Source organism: Ensifer adhaerens (assembly GCF_013283195.1).
GTDB lineage: Bacteria > Pseudomonadota > Alphaproteobacteria > Rhizobiales > Rhizobiaceae > Ensifer > Ensifer adhaerens_G.
In genome coordinates this window covers 3,193,724-3,212,993 of the sequence record NZ_JABEKT010000001.1, presented here as the reverse complement: position 1 = coordinate 3,212,993, position 19,270 = coordinate 3,193,724, and the positions used below count along the sequence as shown (strand labels likewise).

The following is a 19,270-nucleotide window of genomic DNA, read 5'->3' as shown; positions in this document are numbered from 1 at the left end:
ATGGCAAACTGCTCTTGACCTGACCCTGTCCCCGCTCCCGTGGAAAGGGGACTGTGCGCCTTCGGCGTTCTGGCTTCTCCCCGTCCTGCGGGGAGAAGGTGCCGGCAGGCGGATGAGGGGCCTCCCTCACCGTGCGGATGAGGGGCCGCGGCAGGCTCAGCGCTTCGTCAGCTTCAGTTTCTTGCGGACTTCATCCGGCCCGATGATCTTGGCGCCCATGCCCTCGATGACGCCGACAGCCTTTTCGACGAGCTGGCCATTGGTCGCGAGCTGGCCCTTGCCGATATAGAGGTTGTCTTCGAGGCCGACGCGAACGTTGCCGCCGGCAAGGACGGCTGCTGCCGGATAGGCAACCGCGTTGCGACCGATGGAGAAGGCCGAGAAGGTCCAGTTGGAAGGCACGTTGTTGACCATGGCCATGTAGGTGTTGAGATCGTCGGGCGCACCCCACGGAATGCCCATGCAGAGCTGGATCAGCACCGGATCCTCGATCAGGCCTTCCTCGGCGAGCTGCTTGGCGAACCAGAGATGGCCCGTATCGAAGGCCTCGATCTCGGGGCGAACGCCGAGCGCCGTCATCTGGCGGGCCATTTCGCGCAGCATCGACGGCGTGTTGGTCATGACATAGTCGCCGAGCGAGAAGTTCATGGTGCCGCAATCGAGCGTGCAGATCTCCGGCAGACATTCGGCCACATGGGCGACGCGCTCGGTGGCGCCGGCCATGTCTGTGAATTTCTCGTTGACGGGCAAGGGGCTCTCGACATTGCCGAACACCAGGTCGCCGCCCATGCCGGCCGTCAGGTTCAGCACGATGTCGATATCGGCGGAGCGAATACGGTCGGTCACTTCCCTGTAGAGATCGAGCCTGCGGGAGGGTGCGCCGGTCTCCGGATCGCGAACGTGGCAGTGGATCACGGCGGCGCCGGCCTTGGCCGCCTCGACTGCCGCTTCGGCGATCTGTTTCGGCGTGATCGGAACGTGGCTGGACTTTGAAACGGTGTCTCCCGAGCCGGTGACGGCACAGGTGATGAATACCTCGCGGTTCATGCTGAGCGGCATTGCTGTCTCCCTTTTATTGCCCTCATTACGAGCCAAGAAAGACCGCGCTGCTTTTCATTATCGGTTCCATCCTATACATTATCGGCGGTAGGCTGGAGAAGTTTGGGCATGGATCAGAACGTTTCGCAGGTGCAGCACGTCGATATCCTGGTGCTGCCGGAGACCAATCTGATCCTGGTTGCCTCGGTTATCGAGCCGATGCGCGCCGCCAACCGCATCGCAGGGCGGCCGCTCTATGACTGGACGATCTACAGCCCTGACGGCGAGCCGATCGAGACAAAAAGCGGCATTCCTATTCCCGTCTCCGGCGCCTTCCGGCCGCAGCGCGAGACGGCGCCACTGTTCATTCTCTCAAGCTACAACTGGCAGAGGAGCGCCACCTCGCAGCTGAAGATGATGCTGTCGCAAACGGCCCGGCACCGTGAGATGATGGCGGGCATCGAGTCCGGCTCGTGGCTGCTGGCAGAAACCAGCTTACTCGACAGTTCGAAGGCCACCACCCACTGGGAAGACTTCGAGGATTTTACCGCCAGCTATCCGCAGGTGACGATGGTGCCCGAACGCTTCGTCATCGACGGCAAGCGCATCACGACGGGAGGATCGCTGCCGACGCTCGACCTGATGCTGGAGCTGATCCGCCGGGCGCACGGCTACTCGCTGGCGCTCGAAGTGTCGCGACTGTTCATCTACGAGCAGGAGCGCACGCGCGGCGACCTCCTGCAGATGCCGGCAATCGGCAACATGCGCATTCTCGACCCCCGCGTCGGCACTGCCGTCAAGCTTATGGAAGAAACAGTGGAAGCGCCGCTGACACTCGCGCGTCTCGCCCGCCGCATCGGCGTCAGCGTCCGTCACCTGCAGGACCTGTTTCGCGACACAATGGGGGTGGGGCCGCACGAGCATTACCTGGCGCTGCGGCTCAACGCTGCACGGCGCAAGGTGATCGAGACGCGCATGGAATTTGCCGATATCGCCGCGATTTCCGGCTTCAACTCGTCGTCGTCCTTCTCGCGCAGCTATCGTGCCCATTATCGCGAAAGCCCGAGCGAGACGCGCAGGCGACTGAAGCTGAAGGGCTGAAAGCGCACTTCAAGTACTGATTCAGGGTACGAATTCGGGAGTCGTTTCAGGTGGTTGGCCGCGGATGATCAGGAATTGATTCCAAAGCCGTTGCTTCAGTCATTGGGCCTGCCTTCGTCGACGATGGGTTCTCCATCCCTCATTCCTGTGCTCGTCACAGGAATGAGGGATGGAGAACCCGAGTTCGCGAAATTTTGTGCTGAACCCTGCGTGACAGCGCACGCCGTCACGTCTGCGCGCTTGTTCGCATCATCGAAATCATCAGCTCGCCGACCTCACTGGAAAAGGCGCCACGCGGCCAGATCAGCGTCAGCGACTGGCGGTATTGGGGCCCGAGCCTGATCATCGCGGGTGGACGGTGGATACGCGACAGGGAGGTTTCCGGCAGCACCGAGAGATAGCCGTGATGCGTGACCAGGTTGATGATGACGGGAATGGAATCGACCTCGACCAACGTCACCCGGCGCCGCTCCGCATCGCTCAGCCTGTCTTCGAGAAAGCGCGTGACCTCGCGGCGCAGACCGCTGCGGGCGCTCGGCACGGCGATCGGGCAGGTGGCGAGCAGCCGCGGGAAATCGCCACCCATATCGGACAAGGCCGGCGCCGGGCCGGCAAGCACCAGCGGTGTCTCTGTGACGAGCCGGCCGTCGAAATCGGGGGGGATGCCGGCGATGTCGAGCAGGGCTGCGTCGAAGCGCCGGCTCTTGAGGCCGGCCAGAAGCTCATCGGCGGTGGTGCTGGAAATGAACAGCGACTGGCGCGGGCGGGAGCGGTGCCAGGTGGCCGTCAATGCCGCCAGCATGCGGGCGATCTCGCTTTCCGGCCCGAGCGGCATGACGGCGCCGAGGCGCCAGGTGGTGACGTCGCGCCGGAAGCGGTCGGCAGACGCGCGCGTCAACCGCGCCCAGATGTCGAGCAGGCGTTCGACGTCGGGAATGAGGTCGAGAGCGGTCTTCGTGCAGGCGATGCCGCCATGGGAGCGTTCGAACAGCCGGCATTGCAAATGGTGTTCGAGATCGGCGATCTGTCGCGTCAGTTGTGGCTGGCCTAGGCCGAGGACGCGGGCGGCAGCTCGGATGCTGCCGGCGCGAGCGATGCGCACGAACCGATCGAGCGCGACGAGGCCGACAGGTGGGATTGCCGCTGTCGGTTCGGTGTTGGCGGTGGCGAGCAGTGCCCGGATGGTGGTGCTCGCCGCCGCCACATCGGCCTGGCGTGAGCGGGCCTCGAGGGTGAGCGCCAGGAGGTTGCCATCGCGACGAAAAAGCGGGATCGAAACGGCCTGCTCGAAGCGGCGAACGGCGGCGCTGACACTCGAGGGTGCACGGTTGGTCGAGGCGGCAGCGCGCCGGATGCCGCCTTCGTTCATCACGGCCTCGACGAGCAGGATCGTGGCAATATCCATCGCAAAGGGTTCTCCGCCGGTAGCGCCACCCGAACCACGTTCGGCATTAGGCATCAGCCGTTCCGGATTTGGGATATATCACGGGAGCGAACAAAACGCATAGCATGCCTGCAGGCGATCCCTCGTCCAACGGGGCGGGATAGGATCAAGTCTTTGCATCCACGCATCGTTTCGACGTCGGGGCGGCTCGCGTGGTAAGGTTCTCTAGGCATGCTGCAACAGGTCAAGTCCATCGTCCTCTGCGGGAAACCGCTCGACTTCGCGACGCTCGAGGAAATCGGCTCCGGGGCGGCGCGGCCTGTTGCGGACGAGGGCGGCATGGAGCGGGTAGCGGCTGCCCATAAGGTGATTGCCGATCGCGTCGCGCTCGGCCTGCCGGTTTACGGCTCCAACACCGGCGTCGGCTCGATGAAGGACCGGCTGTGGACGGCGGACGATCTGGCCGAGTTCAACACTTCGCTGGTGCGCGCCCACCATTTCGGCACCGGCGAGTTCTTCACGGTGCCGATCGTGCGCAAGGCGATCGCCATCCGCTGCAACACCGCGATGCGTGGGCATACCGGCTGCAGCCCCGACCTGATCACCGCTTTCCTCGCCCTCATCGAACACGACATCATTCCGGCGGTGCGTCGCCACGGCTCGATGGGCTGCGCCGATATCGGCCTGATGGGGCAGATTGCCGCCGTGTTGACCGGGGTCGGCGAAGCCTATCATCGTGGCCGTCTGGTGCCGGCCGAAACAGCCCTTGCCGATGCCGGGCTTGAACCCCTGGTGATGCGGCCGCGCGATGCGCTGGCCGCCCTCAGCGTCAACGCAATCGCCTATTCGGCAGCAGCCGACGTGCTGCGCGAGGCGGCAGCGGCCATTCGCGTGTTGCTCGTCACCGGCGTCATGTCTTCCCAGGCACTCGGTGCCTCGGCCGATCCGTGGCGGGTGGCAGCGACGCTGTCGACGCGCGGCGAGGCGCTGGTCGGCTCCTGGCTCTACGGCCAGTCCGGCGTTGCCGACTGGCCGCTGCCGACGGCGATCCACGATCCCTTGAGCCTGCGCATGACTGCCCAGGTGTTCGGCGCCGTCGTCGATACGCTGCTGGTCGCCGCCGGCCGGCTGGTCGAGGCGACCTATCTTTCCGACGACAATCCGGTGGTGCTCGGCGGCCAGGTGCATGCCTCGGGCGCGTCGCTGCCCCTGACGACGACGCTCTATGTCGAGACGGCGCAGATCGCCTTTTCGCATGTGGCGCGCAACGTGCTCAATCGCTGCATCCTCCTGTCGAACGGCGGGCGCCGCAACCTGTCGGTCAATCTGGTAGCACCGGGGGAAGTCGCGACTGGTCTCGGCCCGCTGATGAAGCTTGCCGTCGAACTCTACATGCGCGTGCAGTCGATGGCGGTACCGCTCTCTGCCCAGTCGATCGTTGTTGCCGGCGGGCTGGAAGAAGAGGCGACGTTCCTGCCTCTGATCGTCGAACGCATGGAAACCCAGGTGCGCGATCTCCGACAGCTGGCGGCGATCGAGGCGATCCTGTCGTCGCAGGCAATCGACCTCGTCGGCGACGCGCCGCAGGGGATCGTCAAGCTTGCGCATGAGCGCACCCGGTCGATCAGCCCGATGTACATCAAGGACAGGCCGCTTTCGAAGGAGATCGAGGCGCTGCAGCAGGCCTTCACCTGCCATGACCTCCTGCGGACCTTCGTTGCCATGGCGCCGATGCCGGAGTTCGACGACTTCTTTGCGCTGAGCAAGTGACCGAGCACTGATCCAACCAGCCTGATCCGAGGGAAGAGCACGATGTCCGATTTCGATCTTGTCCTGAAAGGCACCGTGGTCCTTCCGCACCGGATCGTCGAGGGCGGACATGTGGCGGTGCGCGACGGCAAGGTCGTGCATGTCGGGCAGGGGGTGGCACCCGCAGCCCGCGAGCGCCACGATCTCGGGACCGCGATGATCCTGCCCGGCGCCGTTGATGCGCAGGTGCATTCGCTGTCGCAGAAGAACCAGGAGGATTTCGTCTGGTCGACACGGTCGGCTGCGGCCGGGGGCGTGACGACGATTGTCGACATGCCCTATGACGAGGGCAATCTCGTCTGCTCGGCCGAGGCGGTTGCCTACAAGGTGGAGCATGCGAGCCCGCAGGCGCGCGTCGACTTCGCACTCTACGGCACCGTCGATCCCGAGGAGGGACCGGCCCGCATCCTCGAAATGGTCGAGGCCGGCGTTGCCGCCTTCAAGTTCTCCACCTTCGGCACCGATCCCAAGCGCTTTCCGCGCATTCCCGCAGCCCTGCTCGAGGATTGCTTTCGCGCCATCGCGCCGACGGGACTGGCCGCAGGCGTGCACAATGAGGATGACGAGGCGGTGCGCGCTGCGATCGAGCGCGTGAGGGCCGCTGGCATTGCCGACTATCGCGCCCACGGCCTGTCGCGCCCGCCGCTGACGGAGCTGCTTGCCACCAACCAGATCTACGAGACCGGGGCTGCGACCGGATGCCCGGCGCATGTGGTGCACTGCTCGCTCGGCCGCGGCTACGAGATTGCCGCCGCCTACCGCGCCCAGGGCCATGCGGCGACGATCGAGTGCTGCATCCACTACCTGACGCTCGACGAGGAGAACGACGTTCGTCGCCTCGGCGGCAAGGCCAAGATCAACCCGCCGATCCGCCCGCGCGCCGAAGTGGAAAAGCTCTGGCGGCATGTGGCCGACGGCACGGTGACGATGGTTTCGACCGATCATGTGAGCTGGTCCGAGGATCGCAAGACCAATCCTGATATGCTCGCAAATGCTTCTGGCGTGCCGGGCCTCGAAGTCATGGTGCCGCTCTTCGTCAAGGGCGCGCTGGAGCGCGGCATCCCGCTGACGCGGGCAGCCGAGTTGATGACGCTGAACCCGGCGCGGCACTTCCGGCTCGACCACCGCAAGGGCGCGCTCGAAGCCGGCAAGGATGCCGACATCATCGTCATGACGCCGGAGCCCTACACGTACGACGCGGCGACAAGCGGCAACAATGTCGTCGGCTGGTCGCCCTATAACGGCATCCAGCTGCCCTGGCGGGTGTCTGCCACCTATCTGCGCGGGGCGCTTGCCTTCGATGGGCGCACCGTCGTTGCCAAGCCCGGCACCGGCTTCTTCGTTCGCCCACTTCAGACCCTTGCCCTGCAGGAGGCCCGATGAGCACTAGCGTCAAGACCAACCTGCCGGTGGATGCGAGCCGGATCGCCGGTATCGTCAACGGGCTTGCGGGTATCACCGAACCGGACCGGCCCTATACCCGCCGCGCCTTCACGCCGCTGTTCCTCGAGGGCCGCGCCTTTCTCGATCGGCGCTTCCGGGCGGCGGGACTGGAGACGCGCATCGATGCGGCCGGCAATCTTATTGGTCGGCGCAAGGGGCGAAAGTCGGCGCTCGGCACGCTGATGCTGGGGTCGCACTCCGACACGGTGCCGGAAGGCGGCCGTTTCGACGGCATTGCCGGCGTCGCCGCCGCGCTTGAAGTGGCGCGCGCATTGACAGACGCCGGCATCGAACTCGACCACGATCTTGAGATCGTCGACTTCCTGGCGGAGGAAGTGTCGATCTTCGGCGTCTCCTGCGTCGGCAGCCGCGGCATGGCCGGCATCCTGCCGGATGGTTGGCTGAGCCGGATGCAGGGGGATCTCAGCCTGCGGCAGGGCATCGTCGAAGTCGGCGGTGATCCATCGCGGCTGTCAGCGCTGAAGCGCTCCGACATCAAGGCGTTTCTGGAGCTGCATATCGAACAGGGGCCGGTACTGGAGAAAGGGCGGCTCGATATCGGCGTCGTCACGGCCATCTCGGGCATCACCCGTATCGAGATCATCGTCGAGGGCCAGGCAGACCATGCCGGCACGACGCCGATGGGCCACCGGCGTGACGCGCTGGTTGCGGCCTCGCGGCTGGTGCTCGCGATCGAGGCGCTGGCGACAGAGTTTTCCAAGGGCGAGGGGCATTTCACCGCTACGGTCGGCGAGTTCTCGATCGAGCCGAACGCAGCCAATGTGGTGCCGTCGAAGGTGCGGTTGCTGATCGACGCCCGCGCCGAGTTGCGGCCGCAGATGGAACGGTTCCTCGCGGAGCTCGGGCCGCTTTGCCTCGATGTCGCCGGCGATGCCGGCGTGACGATCGCGCCTGCCAATGTGATTTCCGACAATCACCCGACGCCCGGCGATGCGCTGTTGCTGTCGACGCTGGAAGAAAGCTGCGACGGGATCGGTGCCCGGCACCGGCGCATGGCATCGGGCGCCGGACACGACACCGCCTGGATGGGCCGTATAACCCGCTCGGCGATGATCTTCATCCCGTGCCTCGGCGGGCGCTCGCATGCCCCCGAGGAGTGGGCCGAGAACGATGACATCGCGCTCGGCGCCGCCGTTCTTTTGGAAACGGTGAAGACGCTCGACAAGAGATTGCAGGAGAAGGTTTGAGATGGGCCGGATACTCAAGGAAAAGGATGTGGAGGCAGCGGTCAAGGGCGGCTCCGTCTATGCTGCCGGCGGTGGCGGCTGGGCCGATCATGGCCGCATGCTCGGCTATGCCGCGGTCTCGATCGGCAAGCCGGAGTTGGTGTCGATCGACGAACTGGATGCGAACGACTGGGTGGCGACGGCGGCGGCCATCGGCGCACCGGCATCGACCACGCCCTGGGAAATGCGCGGCGTGGACTATGTGAAGGCGGTGCAAATGCTGCAGGAGGCGCTGGGCGAAAAGCTCACCGGCCTGATCATCGGCCAGAACGGCAAGTCCTCGACGCTGAACGGCTGGCTGCCATCCGCAATTCTCGGCACCAAGGTGGTCGACGCGGTCGGCGACATCCGCGCGCATCCGACCGGCGACATGGGCTCGATCGGCCTTGCCGGCTCGCCCGAGCCGATGATCCAGACGGCGGTTGGCGGAAATCGCGACGAGAACCGCTATATCGAGCTGGTGGTGCGCGGCGCAACGGCCAGGGTGTCGCCGATCCTGCGCACGGCGTCGGACATGTCCGGCGGGTTCATCGCTTCCTGCCGCAATCCGGTGCGCGCCTCCTATGTCAGGGACAATGCGGCGCTCGGCGGTATCTCGTTGGCCCTGTCGCTCGGCGAGGCGATCATCGCGGCCGAGGCAAAGGGTGGTAGCGCCATAATCGATGCGATCGTCAAGACGACCAATGGCGCGCTGCTTGCCGAAGGGGTGATTACCGACAAGTCGGTGGTCTACACCAAGGAAGCCTTCGACATTGGCACCGTGACGTTGGGGAAGGGATCTGACTCAACCGTATTGCACGTGATGAACGAATACATGGCGGTTGACTCTGCGGAAGGCACGCGGCTTGCGACCTTCCCCGACGTCATCACCACGCTGTCGCCGGAGGGCGAGCCCTTGAGTGTCGGTCAGTTGCAGGTCGGCATGAAAATCTTCGTGCTGCATGTGCCGAAGACCGTCATTCCGCTTGCCTCGAGCGTTCTCGATCCGACGGTTTATCCCTCGGTGGAGAAAGCCATGGGCATCGAGCTTGCCCGCTACGCGCTCGCTGGGCGGTAATCAAGGGAGCGCCGTCATGGCACGGGATGCGGGACTTGAGGAACTGATCAAGGACGAGCTCGCCGGTCGACCGGGGCTCTCGGAGAAGGCGATGTTCGGTGGCTGGGCGTTTCTGCTGAACGGCAACCTGCTCTGCGGTGCCCGCGAAGGCTCGATGCTGGTCAGGCTCGGCAAGGGCAATGACGGCTGGGCGCTGGTGCTACCCGATATCGAGCTGATGGTGATGAACGGGCGGGCGATGCATGGCTGGGTGCGGGCCGGGGCGGAGGCCTATGGCGACGACGCTTTGCGCAAGCGGCTGCTCGATGGCGCGATAGCGTTCGCGGAGACGTTGCCGCCGAAGTGAAAGCCGGTTGTCTGTTGTGCCAACGAGCGTTGGCGATTGGCCCCTCACCCTAGCCCTCTCCCCGCAGGCGGGGAGAGGGGACACCGCTGCGATCCATAAGATCGGTCGCGGCAGGCAATGAGCCGGTTACTCGCCCGATACGGGCGTGAAACGTTGCAATCTTTATGCCGCAGGTGCGGCGAGCACAACGCGATCCCCTCTCCCCGCTTGCGGGGAGAGGGCTAGGGTGAGGGGCAAACGCTCAATCCCCAAGACAACAAAGAGGAACGAGACGATGCCCAAGGCCAACCCCCGTCATCCTGACTTTCCCATCCCCGGCGGACCGGAGCTGCGCGCCAGGGGCTGGCGGCAGGAGGCGTTGCTGCGGCTGCTCGAAAACGTGCTCTCCGTCGGCGAGGATCCGGATAACCTCATCGTCTATGCCGCCCTCGGCAAGGCGGCGCGCAGCTGGCCGGCGCATCGCGCCATCGTCAAGGCACTCACCGAGATGGATGAGGACCAGACGCTGATCATCCAGTCGGGCAAGCCCGTGGGATTGCTCAAGACTCATGCCAAGGCGCCGCTCGTCATCATGGCCAACTGCAACATCGTCGGCCAGTGGGCGAAGGCCGAGGTGTTCTATGAATTGCAGCGCAAGGGTCTGATCTGTTGGGGCGGGCTGACGGCCGGTGCCTGGCAGTATATCGGCAGCCAAGGGGTGATCCAGGGCACCTACGAGATCTTCATGCGCATCGCCGAGCGCCGCTTCGGAGGCGACCTTGCCGGCCGCTTCGTGCTGACGGCAGGCCTCGGCGGCATGGGCGGGGCGCAGCCGCTTGCCGGCCGCATGGCCGGGGCTGCCATCCTTTGCGTCGATATCGATGCGGAGCGGGCCAGGAAGCGCCGGGAGATCGGCTATCTCCAGGAGATCGCGCCGGATCTCGATACGGCACTGTCGATGATCGACGCGGCGGTGAAGGACAAGCGGGCGCTGTCCGTTGGCCTCGTCGGCAATGCTGCGGAAATCTATCCGGAGATTGCCCGGCGCGGCATCGTGCCCGATGTGGTGACCGACCAGACTTCCGCGCACGATCTCGTCTACGGCTACGTGCCGAAGGGCATGACTATTGATCAGGTGAAATCGCTGCGCGACGACGGCCAGGGACAGTTGATGGCGGCAAGCCGGGCCTCGATCGTCGAGCACGTCAAGGCGATGCTCGACTTCCAGAGGAAAGGCGCCGAGGTCTTCGACAACGGCAACCTGATCCGCACCCAGGCGCGCGAGGGTGGCGTCGCCAATGCCTTCGACATCCCGATCTTCACCGAGGCCTACCTGCGCCCGCTCTTTGCCCGGGCAATCGGCCCCTTCCGCTGGATGGCGCTGTCAGGCGAGGAGAGCGACATCGCCCGCATCGACGACCTGCTGCTCGACATGTTCCCGAACAACAAGATCGTCACCAACTGGATCAGGCTTGCGCGCCAGCATATCCCGTTCGAGGGCCTGCCGGCCCGCATCGCCTGGCTCGGCCATGGCGAGCGCACGGCGCTGGCCCGCCGCGTCAACGTGCTGGTGGCATCCGGCGAACTGAAAGGCCCGGTCGCCTTTTCGCGCGACCATCTCGATGCCGGCGCCATGGCGCATCCCAACATCATGACCGAGCGGATGAAGGACGGCTCGGACGCGATCGCCGACTGGCCGTTGCTCGACGCGATGCTGCTCTGCTCGTCGATGGCCGATCTCGTTGTCGTGCATTCCGGCGGTGGCGGCTATGCCGGGTATATGACCAGCTGCGGCGTGACGGTAATTGCCGACGGCACGGTAGAGGCCGACGAGCGGCTCGACCATGCGCTCACCAACGATACGTCGCTCGGTGTCATCCGCTATGCCGATGCGGGGTACGAGGAGAGTTTCGAGGAGATTGCTGCAAAAGGCATCGGGCATGTGAAGGTGTGAGGGCCTTTGCTGCACGCCGACCCTCATCCCTGTGCTCGTCACAGGGATCCAGTGGTGTCGCGTCGGCGGCGCCAGCGACTCGCTCGCCCCGTGTCCCGCAACAGTCATTCACGGCGCGGACGCGCCGTGGCTGGATCCCTGTGACGAGCACAGGAACGAGGAGGTGTGGGACCGCTGCGGGCCTACTAGGCACTCACCAACCTGAGGCGGCGGGATGTACTGCATCCCTGCACACCTGACCATCACACCACCGTCTCGCCGCCATCGACCACCAGGATCTGGCCGGTCATGTAGGACGAGCGGTCGGAGACGAGAAAAAGGACCGACTCGGCGATCTCCTCGACGCTCGCCCAGCGGCCGAGCGGCACCTTTTCGCGGATATAGGCCTCGATCGCGCCGCGGCCGCCCATTTGTGCAATGAAGGGCTCGTTGAAGGGCGTATCGACCCAGCCGGGGCAGAGCGCGTTGACGCGGATGCCATGGCGGGCGTAATCGCCGGCCATTTGCTTGGTCATGGCGATAACGGCGTGTTTCGTCGTGGTGTAGGCGATCATCTCGCGGTCGTAGAGCACGCCCGACGATGACGAGGTGTTGACGATGACACCACGGCCGGCGGCCTTCATCGACGGCACGACCAGGCGGGCGGCCATGAAATGGGCGCGGACATTGAGGCTCCAGGAGCGGTCGAAGCCGGAGACCTCCACGTCCTCAAGGCTGCCCGCAACCTGTGCGCCGGCGTGGTTGTGCAGGATGTCGATGCGGCCGTGGCGATAGAGGACATCAGCGATGCCGTCTGCAAGTGCTGCGTCGTCGGTGACATCGAGGGTGACAGCCTCGGCCTTGCCGCCCATGGCGCGAATGGTGTCGACGGTCAGGCTGCCGGCCTCGACGCTGCGGTCGACGACGACGACGTGTGCGCCCTCGCGCGCCATGATGGCAGCGCCTGCCTTTCCAATCCCGGAGCCCGCTCCGGTCACGATCGCGACCCGGTCTTTCAGGATCATCTGTTCACTCCCCGGATTTCGGTTTTTTATCCCGCATCAGGATGCGGGCGGTCAGGATCAGGAGCAGCGAGGCGACGAGGACGAGCGTCGCGATCGCGTTGATCTCCGGCGTCACGCCGCGGCGGATCGAGGCGAAGACGTAGATCGGCAAGGTCGTCTTCGAGCCGGCGACGAAGAAGGCGATGATGAAATCGTCGAAGGAGAAGGTGAAGGCGAGCAGGAAGCCGGCGAGGATCGACGGCAGGATCTGCGGCAGCACGATCAGCCGGAAGGTGGTCAGCGGTGTCGCATAGAGATCGCTGGAGGCTTCGACGATATCGCGTCCGAGGCTGGCGATGCGGGCTTTGACGATCATGGTGACGAGCGCCATCGAAAACAGCCCGTGCGCGGCGATGATCGAGCCATAGCCGAGCCCGAGTTGCGGCGGCTGCTCGCCCGGCCAGATCGTGGCGAGCGCCGGGTTGACGAAGGAGAAGACCGCAACGAGGGCAACCAGCGTGGCGATGCCGATGACGACGCCCGGCACGACGATTGCCGCGGCAAAGAGCGCATCGAAGATCGCCCGGTTGCGCGGCGCCAGCCGCTCCATGCCGAGGGCGGCCATGGTGCCGAAGATCGCGGCAAGGGTCGCACTGGTGAACGCGATCATCAGGCTGTTCTGCAGCGCCGAGACCAGGAAGGTATTGCCGAGCGCCTTGCCGTACCAGGCGGTCGAAAACCCGGTGAACTCGCTGGCGCTGCGTCCGGCATTGAACGAGAACAAGACGACCAGTGCGATCGGCGCGTAGAGGAAGATGTAGACCGAGGAGATGAAGGCGCGCATCAGACGAGATCCACTTGTCTTGTACCGGCGACCCTGAAGGCGATGCGCATCGCCACCATCAAGATCACCACGACCACGGCCACCAGCGTTACGGCGATCGCCGAGCCGAAGGGCCAGTTTCGCGATTGCAGGAAGAGATCGACCAGCGCATTGCCGATGAAGAACACCTTGCCGCCGCCAAGCAATTGCGGGATCAGGTATTCACCAAGCAGCAGGATGGTGACGAGCGCGACGCCGGTCATCACGCCCGGTAGCGACAAGGGCAGAGTGACGCCGAAGAACGTCGAAACCGGTTTGGCGCCGAGATCGGCGGAGGCTTCGAGCAGTCGGCGATCGAGCTTTTCGAGACTGACATAGATCGGCATGATCATCAGCGGCAGATAGCCATAGACGATGCCGAGCAGCACGGCGCCGGGCGTATTCAACAGCCGCACATCCTCAAGGCCGATCATCGACAGGAGGTTCGGGATGCCGCGCGAGCCGAGGATGTACATCCAGGCATAGGTGCGCACGAGCAGGCTCGTCCAGAAGGGCACGACCACCAGCGACACGAGGATCAGCCGGTAGCGCGGGTTGGCCTTGACGGCGAGGTAATAGGCGACTGGATAGGCGACCAGCAGGCAGACGAGCGCACCGACCGGCGCCAGCACCATAGTGTTCCAGAAGGCGGCCGCCCGCGTCGGCAGTCTTGCAAACTGGGCGAAGGTGAAGGCTGCCTGATAGCCGCCTTCCGGCGCGCGTTCGCCAAAGGCGAAGACCAGCATGGCGATGAACGGCAGCACGAGAAAGATCATCAGCCATGCCGCCGCCGGCGCCACCAGCGCCGCCGTCACCAGGTTTCTCTTCGTGTTCGTTGCCACAGGCATAAAACTCATCCGTTCGCGTTCAGTCGTGTTTTCGGGCCCATCGGCGCAGCGAGGGAGCCCCCTCATCCACACGGTGAGGGAAGCCCCTCATCCGGCCTGCCGGCCACCTTCTCCCCGCAGGCGGGGGGAAGGAGACTCGTGGCGCTCGCCCGGTCCCACGCATGAACAGCGGGAAGGGGAGCGGTGAGCCCGCCACTTGTCCCTTCTCCCCGTCAGAACGGGGAGAAGGTGCCGGCAGGCGGATGAGGGGCGCTTCCCTCTCGACGCAAGTGAGGACAGTACGGTCCGGGCGCTGATCAAGCCGACTTGAACCGCGCCATCAGTTCGGCGCGGCCCGGATCGGTCAGCGTCACGGCGGCGCCGAACTCGAGCGGCGTCAGCGAAGCTTCGTCCGGATAGACGATCTTGTTGCCGGTAACATCAGCCGGAAGCAGCTTCAGCACACGGCTGTCGGTGGTGGGCGCGCCGTTGGCGATGTGTTCCTTGACGGCGTTTTCCGGCTTCATCAGATAGTTGAGCAGCGCATAGCCGGCCGCCTTGTTGGCGGCACTCTTCGGGATCGCGTAGAAATCCGACCAGATCTCGCCGCCGTCCTTGCCGAGCACGAACTGGATTTCCGGCATGTCGCGGTTGAGCTGCGCGCCGTCGTTGGTCCAGCACATGGTCATCCAGGCATCGGTCGCGCGCATCGACGGCTGGTAATCGCTGTTGATGGCGTAGAGATGCGGCTTCACCTTGATCAAGAGTTCCTCGGCCTTGGCGAGTTCGTCCGGCTTGGTCGAGTTGAAGGAATAGCCGAGCGATACCAGCGCGTTGCCGATGGTGGTCAACTGGTAGTCGTGCACCATGGCGCGGCCGTCAGCCTCGGTCATGGCCACCTCGAAGAAGTCCTTCCAGCTGGCGATCGGGGTCTTGATCTTGGTCGAGTTGAGCGCAATGCCGGTGGTGCCCCAGTTCTTCGGCACGGCATAGGTCTTGCCGTCGACGACGCCCTCGTTGGTGAAGCGCGCGGTCTCGGTCGCTGCGTCGTAGTTGGGCAGCTTGGAGAGATCGAGTTCGTCGATGAGGCCGAGCTTCACATAGGTGGAGATCGTGTAGTTGGTTGGCACGAACAGGTCCCAGCCGGTGCCGCCGGCCTGGAGCTTGGCGAGCATCTCCTCGTTCGAGCCGAAGACGTTGACCTCGACGGCAACGCCGGTTGCGGCCTGAAACGCCTCGAAGGTGGCGGGGTCATGGTAGTTCGGCCAGGTGGCGATCGACATCTGGGTGCCGAGATCCTGCGCGAAAGCGGTCGAGGAGAACAGGCCCGGCTGGCGCGCCAGCACTGCGGTTGCAAGGCCAAGGCCGGTAACGCCGAGGAAATGACGGCGGGTGACCGAGCCGCGCTTCAGGCGCATCAACTCGTCGGCAAGCTGCTCGGCGGTGATCGGGGCATTTTCTCTGTACCATTTGGTCATGACGCTGTTCCCTTTATTGTTTGACGTTCATGCAAGGTCCCGGCCGTTTTGGCCGGGAAGAGATTTCAGGCCGGAAAGACGTGAAGCGCGTTGGGATCGAAGGCGAGCCCGACCTTGTCGCCAGGTTCGACGAGATCGCTGTCGCCGAGCGCCCTGCGATCGGCGGTAACGAGGAAATCACCGAGGCCGTCGACGTCGACGGAATATTCGACCGACGATCCGAGGAAAATGCGGTGCGTGACGGTGCCGGAGAGGGCAGCGGTGCCTGCCGCGCCGTTGCGTTTCAGGCTGATTGCTTCCGGGCGCAGGGCGACCATGGCTGAACCGGCGCTCGGCGTCGCCGTGGCGGGTGATGCAATCCGGGTGCCATCGGCAAAGACGAGCGAGGCGCCACCGTTGTCGACGGTGGCAGCGATCCGGTTAGTCTTGCCGACGAAATCGGCGACGAACAGGCTTGCCGGGCGGTCGTATATCTCCTGCGGCGGCCCGACCTGGACGATACGGCCGGCATTCATGACGCAGACGAAGTCGCTCATCGACAGCGCTTCCTCCTGGTCGTGGGTGACGAGCACGAAGGTGATGCCGAGTTCGCGCTGCAGGGTCTGCAACTCGATCTGCATGGCGGTGCGCAGCTTCTTGTCGAGCGCTGCCAGCGGCTCATCGAGCAGGAGCACCTTCGGCTTGTTGACGATGGCGCGGGCAAGCGCCACGCGCTGCTGCTGGCCGCCGGACATTTCATGAATCCGGCGTTTGCCGAAGCCGCCGAGGCGGACCATCTCCAGCGCCTCCTGGGCGCGGCGCGTAATCTCGGCGCCCGCAATGCGCGGCCGCATCTGCCTCAGGCCGTAGGAGACGTTCTGCTCGACGTCGAGATGGGGAAACAGCGCATATTGCTGGAACACCATGTTGACCGGGCGCCGGTAGGCGGCAACGCCGTTCATCGCCTCGCCGCTGATGTAGACGGTGCCTTCGCTCGGCTGCTCGAAACCGCCGATCATGCGCAGGCAGGTGGTCTTGCCGCAGCCGGATGGGCCGAGCAGCGCCATGAAGGCGCCCTTGGGCACCGCGAAGTTGATGTCCGAAACGGCGGTCACGCTGCCATAGCGTTTGGCGACCGAACGGAACTCGATGTCGTTCGTCGAAGCGGATGTCACGTCTGTTCCCTGCGGTTGTTGTCGGATACCGCCAAGGCGCAGATGCCCTCGCGTTCCACCGTCATTGATAGGCAGCCTAGTCAAAGCGCACGGTGCCGGTATATACCCCGAGAGAGGTATTTTCACTCAGAATGGCTTGTGGGAGGAGTATACCCCTAAACAGGGCCGGATCGGCGGGAGAGCGGTTTGGGTATCGATCTCGAGGGGTTGTTTCAGGTCTTGGCGCCTATGGTCGACGGGGCGGCGATGGATGACGAGGCCGTGGGCTCGACCTATCGGCAATTGATGTCGACGCTGATGACATTCGACTACGTGGTCGTGTTTGCCTATCGCGGCAAGGATCGACCGATCGACCTCTACAGCACCTTCAATGCCAGGGATCATGTGCTGTTCGTCAGCCTCTACCAGGCCGGCCCCTATCTGCTCGACCCGTTCTACCACGCGGCCTGCGAGGGTAAGCCGGGCGTCTGGCGCATGCGGGAGCGGGCGCCGGACCGGTTCTTCTCCAGCGAGTATTACCGGACCTACTACGTGCAGACCGGCCTGGCGGAGGAGGTCGGCTTCTTCGTGCCGATCAGCGACGAGATCACCGTCGTGCTGTCGCTGATGCGGCGCGAGGCGACCGGGGCCTTCAGTCCTGCAGAATTCGCCCTGTTGAAGAAGGCCGAGCCGCTGGTCTCGGCACTCGTGCGCCACCATTGGGCCGATCTCGGGCGCCGGTTCGATGCGGCGCTGGCAAAGACCGGGCGCAGCCGCCGGAAGTCCACGCATCCACCGGCCGACGGCGTCTGGCAACATCTCAATCTGACCGAGCGCGAATCCTCGATCATCGAACTGGTGCTGCAGGGGCATTCGTCGGAATCGATCGGGCTGAAGCTCGGCATCTCGACCGGGACCGTCAAGGTTCACCGCCGCAATGTTTACCGCAAGCTCGGCATCTCCTCGCAGACGCAGCTTCTCTCGCTCTATCTGCGCAATCTCGGCCAGTAGGGGCGCGGCGGCAAACCGGCGTTTTGGTCGACCAGCGCGCTGACGAACTGCTGAGAGTGCCTTGATTGAGGTGCGGCGCATCCCACTCTCCCTCATCCTCGCCCTCGTGGCAGGGGATCCAGCGGCCCGGAGTATGTAGGGCCAAAAGACCTTTCAGCCCAAAGACTTGGGCTAACTGGATTCCTGTGACGGGCACAGGAATAAGGAGGATTTGGCCTTCGTCCGTTTCCGCAGCGGGCGGCCCGCTCGTGCCAGCAGTGTAGCCGCCATTCCTATCGTCGATACGCATTGGCACTGCTTTCGCCGACGATCGATGTATTCAAGTCTTGCGTACGGTTTTGCGCCGTTACCGCCACCATTTGGCTTCGCCTCTTGGCCTCCTGACCCCCGCATCTAACCAGTCTTACTCCCCATTGCTCCCACCGATCCACAAACCGTGATTGCCGCTTGCGCGTTCTCGCTTGACATTTTTTTCACGACATGAAATTTCTTTCATCAACGAGATAAAAATATCATGCAGTGCAAAAAATATCGGGCACTGCAACATAAAATCGGGTGGGAACGATGGCGATCATCGGCGGTACAAACCTTCGCGACGACGAAACCAGCATGGCGACGCGGGCGGCTTGGCTGCACTATGCCGGCGGTCTAACCCAGGCGGAGGTCGCCAAACGGCTGGGGCTGACATCGCTCAAGGCCCACCGCCTGATCATGAAGGCCAACCAGGAAGGCCTGGTGAAGGTCTATATCGACGGCGAAGTGTCGGAATGTGTCGAGCTGGAGCAGAAGCTCTCGGCGCGCTACGGCCTCGACTATTGCGAGGTTGTTCCGGATTTCGATGCGGACGACCTGCCGCTGAAGGCGCTCGGCATATCCGGCGCGCAGTTCCTCAAGCGCGAGATCGAACGCGGCGAGACCGCGCTCGTCGGCGTAGGCCATGGCCGTACGCTTGCCGCGTGCGTCGAATATCTGCCGCGAACGACCAGCAACAACACCCGGTTCGTCTCACTGCTCGGCGGGCTCACCCGTAAGTTCTCGGCCAACCCGCATGACGTGATCCACCGGCTGGCCGAGCGCACGGGTGCCGAGGCCTATGTCATGCCCGTACCGTTCTTCGCCAACACGGTCGAGGATCGCGATGTGCTCTTCAGCCAGCGCGGCGTGCGCGAGGTCTTCGATCTCGCCAAGACAGCAGACCTGCTGATGGTCGGCATCGGCACGGCGGAGCGTGAGGCGTCGCTGGTTTCGACCGGCATGATCGAAATGAGCGAGATCGAGGAAATTCAAAGGGGCGGCGGCAAGGGCGAGTTGCTCGGCCACTTCTTCGATGAGGATGGCCGCCCGATCGAGACGACGCTGTCGAACCGCACCTTCACGCTCAGCCGCGACGACCTGAAGGATCGTCGCACGGTGGCGGTCGCCGGCGGCAAGATCAAGACGCCGGCCATCCGCGCCGTGCTTGGAAGCGGCCTGTTGAGCGGGCTCATCACCGACGAAAAGACGGCACGGGCGCTCGCCGCCGACGTCAAATGAGGAGTGTCTGACACGTCGAGGGGCGAGGGCGAAGAGGTGTCGCTCTCAAGCCTCAAGGGGAGGAATACCGGTCGGGTAGCCGGTG

General features: G+C 64.4%; 16 protein-coding genes. 9 read left to right on the top strand and 7 right to left on the bottom strand.

Annotated features, from left to right (window positions below):
* Window positions 1–156 precede the first annotated feature (156 nt).
* On the bottom strand, window positions 157–1,059 hold the full coding sequence (gene bcoG, locus LPJGGPFB_RS15300; protein WP_173420681.1) for a 3-dehydrocarnitine:acetyl-CoA trimethylamine transferase BcoG: 903 nt from the start codon (window positions 1,057–1,059) through the stop codon (window positions 157–159).
* A gap of 108 nt (window positions 1,060–1,167) precedes the next feature.
* On the opposite strand from bcoG, the gene LPJGGPFB_RS15295 reads away from it, so the two are divergent.
* A complete protein-coding gene (locus tag LPJGGPFB_RS15295) occupies window positions 1,168–2,139 on the top strand; it encodes a GlxA family transcriptional regulator (RefSeq protein ID WP_173420680.1) in 972 nt (323 codons plus the stop codon).
* Window positions 2,140–2,365: 226 nt separating this feature from the next.
* Here LPJGGPFB_RS15295 and LPJGGPFB_RS15290 read toward each other — a convergent pair whose 3' ends face one another.
* Window positions 2,366–3,598: a LysR family transcriptional regulator gene (locus tag LPJGGPFB_RS15290; RefSeq protein ID WP_173420679.1), complete on the bottom strand. Its 1,233-nt coding sequence runs from the start codon at window positions 3,596–3,598 to the stop codon at window positions 2,366–2,368.
* A gap of 156 nt (window positions 3,599–3,754) precedes the next feature.
* On the opposite strand from LPJGGPFB_RS15290, the gene LPJGGPFB_RS15285 reads away from it, so the two are divergent.
* The 6 genes from LPJGGPFB_RS15285 to ertB all read left to right on the top strand — a co-directional run bounded on the left by LPJGGPFB_RS15285 (window position 3,755) and on the right by ertB (window position 11,358).
* A complete protein-coding gene (locus LPJGGPFB_RS15285; protein WP_173420678.1) occupies window positions 3,755–5,293 on the top strand; it encodes an aromatic amino acid lyase in 1,539 nt (512 codons plus the stop codon).
* Window positions 5,294–5,335: 42 nt separating this feature from the next.
* Window positions 5,336–6,715: a hydantoin-5-propionate amidohydrolase gene (locus LPJGGPFB_RS15280; RefSeq protein ID WP_173420677.1), complete on the top strand. Its 1,380-nt coding sequence runs from the start codon at window positions 5,336–5,338 to the stop codon at window positions 6,713–6,715.
* A complete protein-coding gene (locus LPJGGPFB_RS15275; RefSeq protein ID WP_173420676.1) occupies window positions 6,712–7,983 on the top strand; it encodes a Zn-dependent hydrolase in 1,272 nt (423 codons plus the stop codon). The genes LPJGGPFB_RS15280 and LPJGGPFB_RS15275 overlap by 4 nt, the downstream gene beginning before the upstream one ends.
* Before the next feature lies 1 nt (window position 7,984).
* Window positions 7,985–9,079 carry a thiohydantoin desulfurase gene (gene ertC, locus LPJGGPFB_RS15270; RefSeq protein ID WP_173420675.1) on the top strand — a complete coding sequence of 365 codons (1,095 nt, stop codon included), beginning with the start codon at window positions 7,985–7,987 and terminating at the stop codon, window positions 9,077–9,079.
* Window positions 9,080–9,095: 16 nt separating this feature from the next.
* Window positions 9,096–9,425 carry a TfoX/Sxy family protein gene (locus tag LPJGGPFB_RS15265; protein ID WP_173420674.1) on the top strand — a complete coding sequence of 110 codons (330 nt, stop codon included), beginning with the start codon at window positions 9,096–9,098 and terminating at the stop codon, window positions 9,423–9,425.
* Between the two features lie 274 nt (window positions 9,426–9,699).
* The gene (ertB, locus tag LPJGGPFB_RS15260; protein ID WP_173420673.1) at window positions 9,700–11,358 is read left to right on the top strand and encodes a thiourocanate hydratase; all 1,659 of its coding nucleotides are present in this window, start codon (window positions 9,700–9,702) and stop codon (window positions 11,356–11,358) included.
* A 242-nt stretch (window positions 11,359–11,600) separates the two neighbouring features.
* Here the strand turns inward: ertB and LPJGGPFB_RS15255 are convergent, their stop codons facing one another.
* From LPJGGPFB_RS15255 to LPJGGPFB_RS15235, 5 genes are all read right to left on the bottom strand, one after another.
* Entirely contained in the window at window positions 11,601–12,362 is a 762-nt protein-coding gene (locus LPJGGPFB_RS15255; RefSeq protein ID WP_173420672.1) for an SDR family NAD(P)-dependent oxidoreductase, read from the bottom strand.
* 4 nt (window positions 12,363–12,366) lie between these two features.
* The gene (locus tag LPJGGPFB_RS15250; protein ID WP_173420671.1) at window positions 12,367–13,185 is read right to left on the bottom strand and encodes an ABC transporter permease; all 819 of its coding nucleotides are present in this window, start codon (window positions 13,183–13,185) and stop codon (window positions 12,367–12,369) included.
* The gene (locus tag LPJGGPFB_RS15245) at window positions 13,185–14,051 is read right to left on the bottom strand and encodes an ABC transporter permease (protein ID WP_173420670.1); all 867 of its coding nucleotides are present in this window, start codon (window positions 14,049–14,051) and stop codon (window positions 13,185–13,187) included. The genes LPJGGPFB_RS15250 and LPJGGPFB_RS15245 overlap by 1 nt, the downstream gene beginning before the upstream one ends.
* 296 nt (window positions 14,052–14,347) lie before the next feature.
* The gene (locus tag LPJGGPFB_RS15240) at window positions 14,348–15,508 is read right to left on the bottom strand and encodes a polyamine ABC transporter substrate-binding protein (protein ID WP_173420669.1); all 1,161 of its coding nucleotides are present in this window, start codon (window positions 15,506–15,508) and stop codon (window positions 14,348–14,350) included.
* 65 nt (window positions 15,509–15,573) lie between these two features.
* A complete protein-coding gene (locus LPJGGPFB_RS15235; protein WP_173420668.1) occupies window positions 15,574–16,662 on the bottom strand; it encodes a polyamine ABC transporter ATP-binding protein in 1,089 nt (362 codons plus the stop codon).
* A 186-nt stretch (window positions 16,663–16,848) separates the two neighbouring features.
* On the opposite strand from LPJGGPFB_RS15235, the gene LPJGGPFB_RS15230 reads away from it, so the two are divergent.
* Together LPJGGPFB_RS15230 and LPJGGPFB_RS15225 are read left to right on the top strand one after the other, a co-directional pair.
* Window positions 16,849–17,652 (top strand): helix-turn-helix transcriptional regulator, encoded by an 804-nt coding sequence (locus tag LPJGGPFB_RS15230; protein WP_173420667.1) that lies wholly within the window; start codon window positions 16,849–16,851, stop codon window positions 17,650–17,652.
* 564 nt (window positions 17,653–18,216) lie between these two features.
* Window positions 18,217–19,185, top strand: a complete 969-nt coding sequence (locus LPJGGPFB_RS15225) for a sugar-binding transcriptional regulator (RefSeq protein WP_173420666.1) — start codon at window positions 18,217–18,219, stop codon at window positions 19,183–19,185.
* The last annotated feature ends 85 nt before the right edge of the window (window positions 19,186–19,270 follow it).

Bases quoted from the DNA above. Each gene is read 5' to 3' on its own strand.
- bcoG (WP_173420681.1), bottom strand. From the start codon at position 1,059: ATGCCGCTCAGCATGAACCGCGAGGTATTCATCACCTGTGCCGTCACC.
- LPJGGPFB_RS15295 (WP_173420680.1), top strand. From the start codon at position 1,168: ATGGATCAGAACGTTTCGCAGGTGCAGCACGTCGATATCCTGGTGCTG.
- LPJGGPFB_RS15290 (WP_173420679.1), bottom strand. From the start codon at position 3,598: ATGCCTAATGCCGAACGTGGTTCGGGTGGCGCTACCGGCGGAGAACCC.
- LPJGGPFB_RS15285 (WP_173420678.1), top strand. From the start codon at position 3,755: ATGCTGCAACAGGTCAAGTCCATCGTCCTCTGCGGGAAACCGCTCGAC.
- LPJGGPFB_RS15280 (WP_173420677.1), top strand. From the start codon at position 5,336: ATGTCCGATTTCGATCTTGTCCTGAAAGGCACCGTGGTCCTTCCGCAC.
- LPJGGPFB_RS15275 (WP_173420676.1), top strand. From the start codon at position 6,712: ATGAGCACTAGCGTCAAGACCAACCTGCCGGTGGATGCGAGCCGGATC.
- ertC (WP_173420675.1), top strand. From the start codon at position 7,985: ATGGGCCGGATACTCAAGGAAAAGGATGTGGAGGCAGCGGTCAAGGGC.
- LPJGGPFB_RS15265 (WP_173420674.1), top strand. From the start codon at position 9,096: ATGGCACGGGATGCGGGACTTGAGGAACTGATCAAGGACGAGCTCGCC.
- ertB (WP_173420673.1), top strand. From the start codon at position 9,700: ATGCCCAAGGCCAACCCCCGTCATCCTGACTTTCCCATCCCCGGCGGA.
- LPJGGPFB_RS15255 (WP_173420672.1), bottom strand. From the start codon at position 12,362: ATGATCCTGAAAGACCGGGTCGCGATCGTGACCGGAGCGGGCTCCGGG.
- LPJGGPFB_RS15250 (WP_173420671.1), bottom strand. From the start codon at position 13,185: ATGCGCGCCTTCATCTCCTCGGTCTACATCTTCCTCTACGCGCCGATC.
- LPJGGPFB_RS15245 (WP_173420670.1), bottom strand. From the start codon at position 14,051: ATGCCTGTGGCAACGAACACGAAGAGAAACCTGGTGACGGCGGCGCTG.
- LPJGGPFB_RS15240 (WP_173420669.1), bottom strand. From the start codon at position 15,508: ATGACCAAATGGTACAGAGAAAATGCCCCGATCACCGCCGAGCAGCTT.
- LPJGGPFB_RS15225 (WP_173420666.1), top strand. From the start codon at position 18,217: ATGGCGATCATCGGCGGTACAAACCTTCGCGACGACGAAACCAGCATG.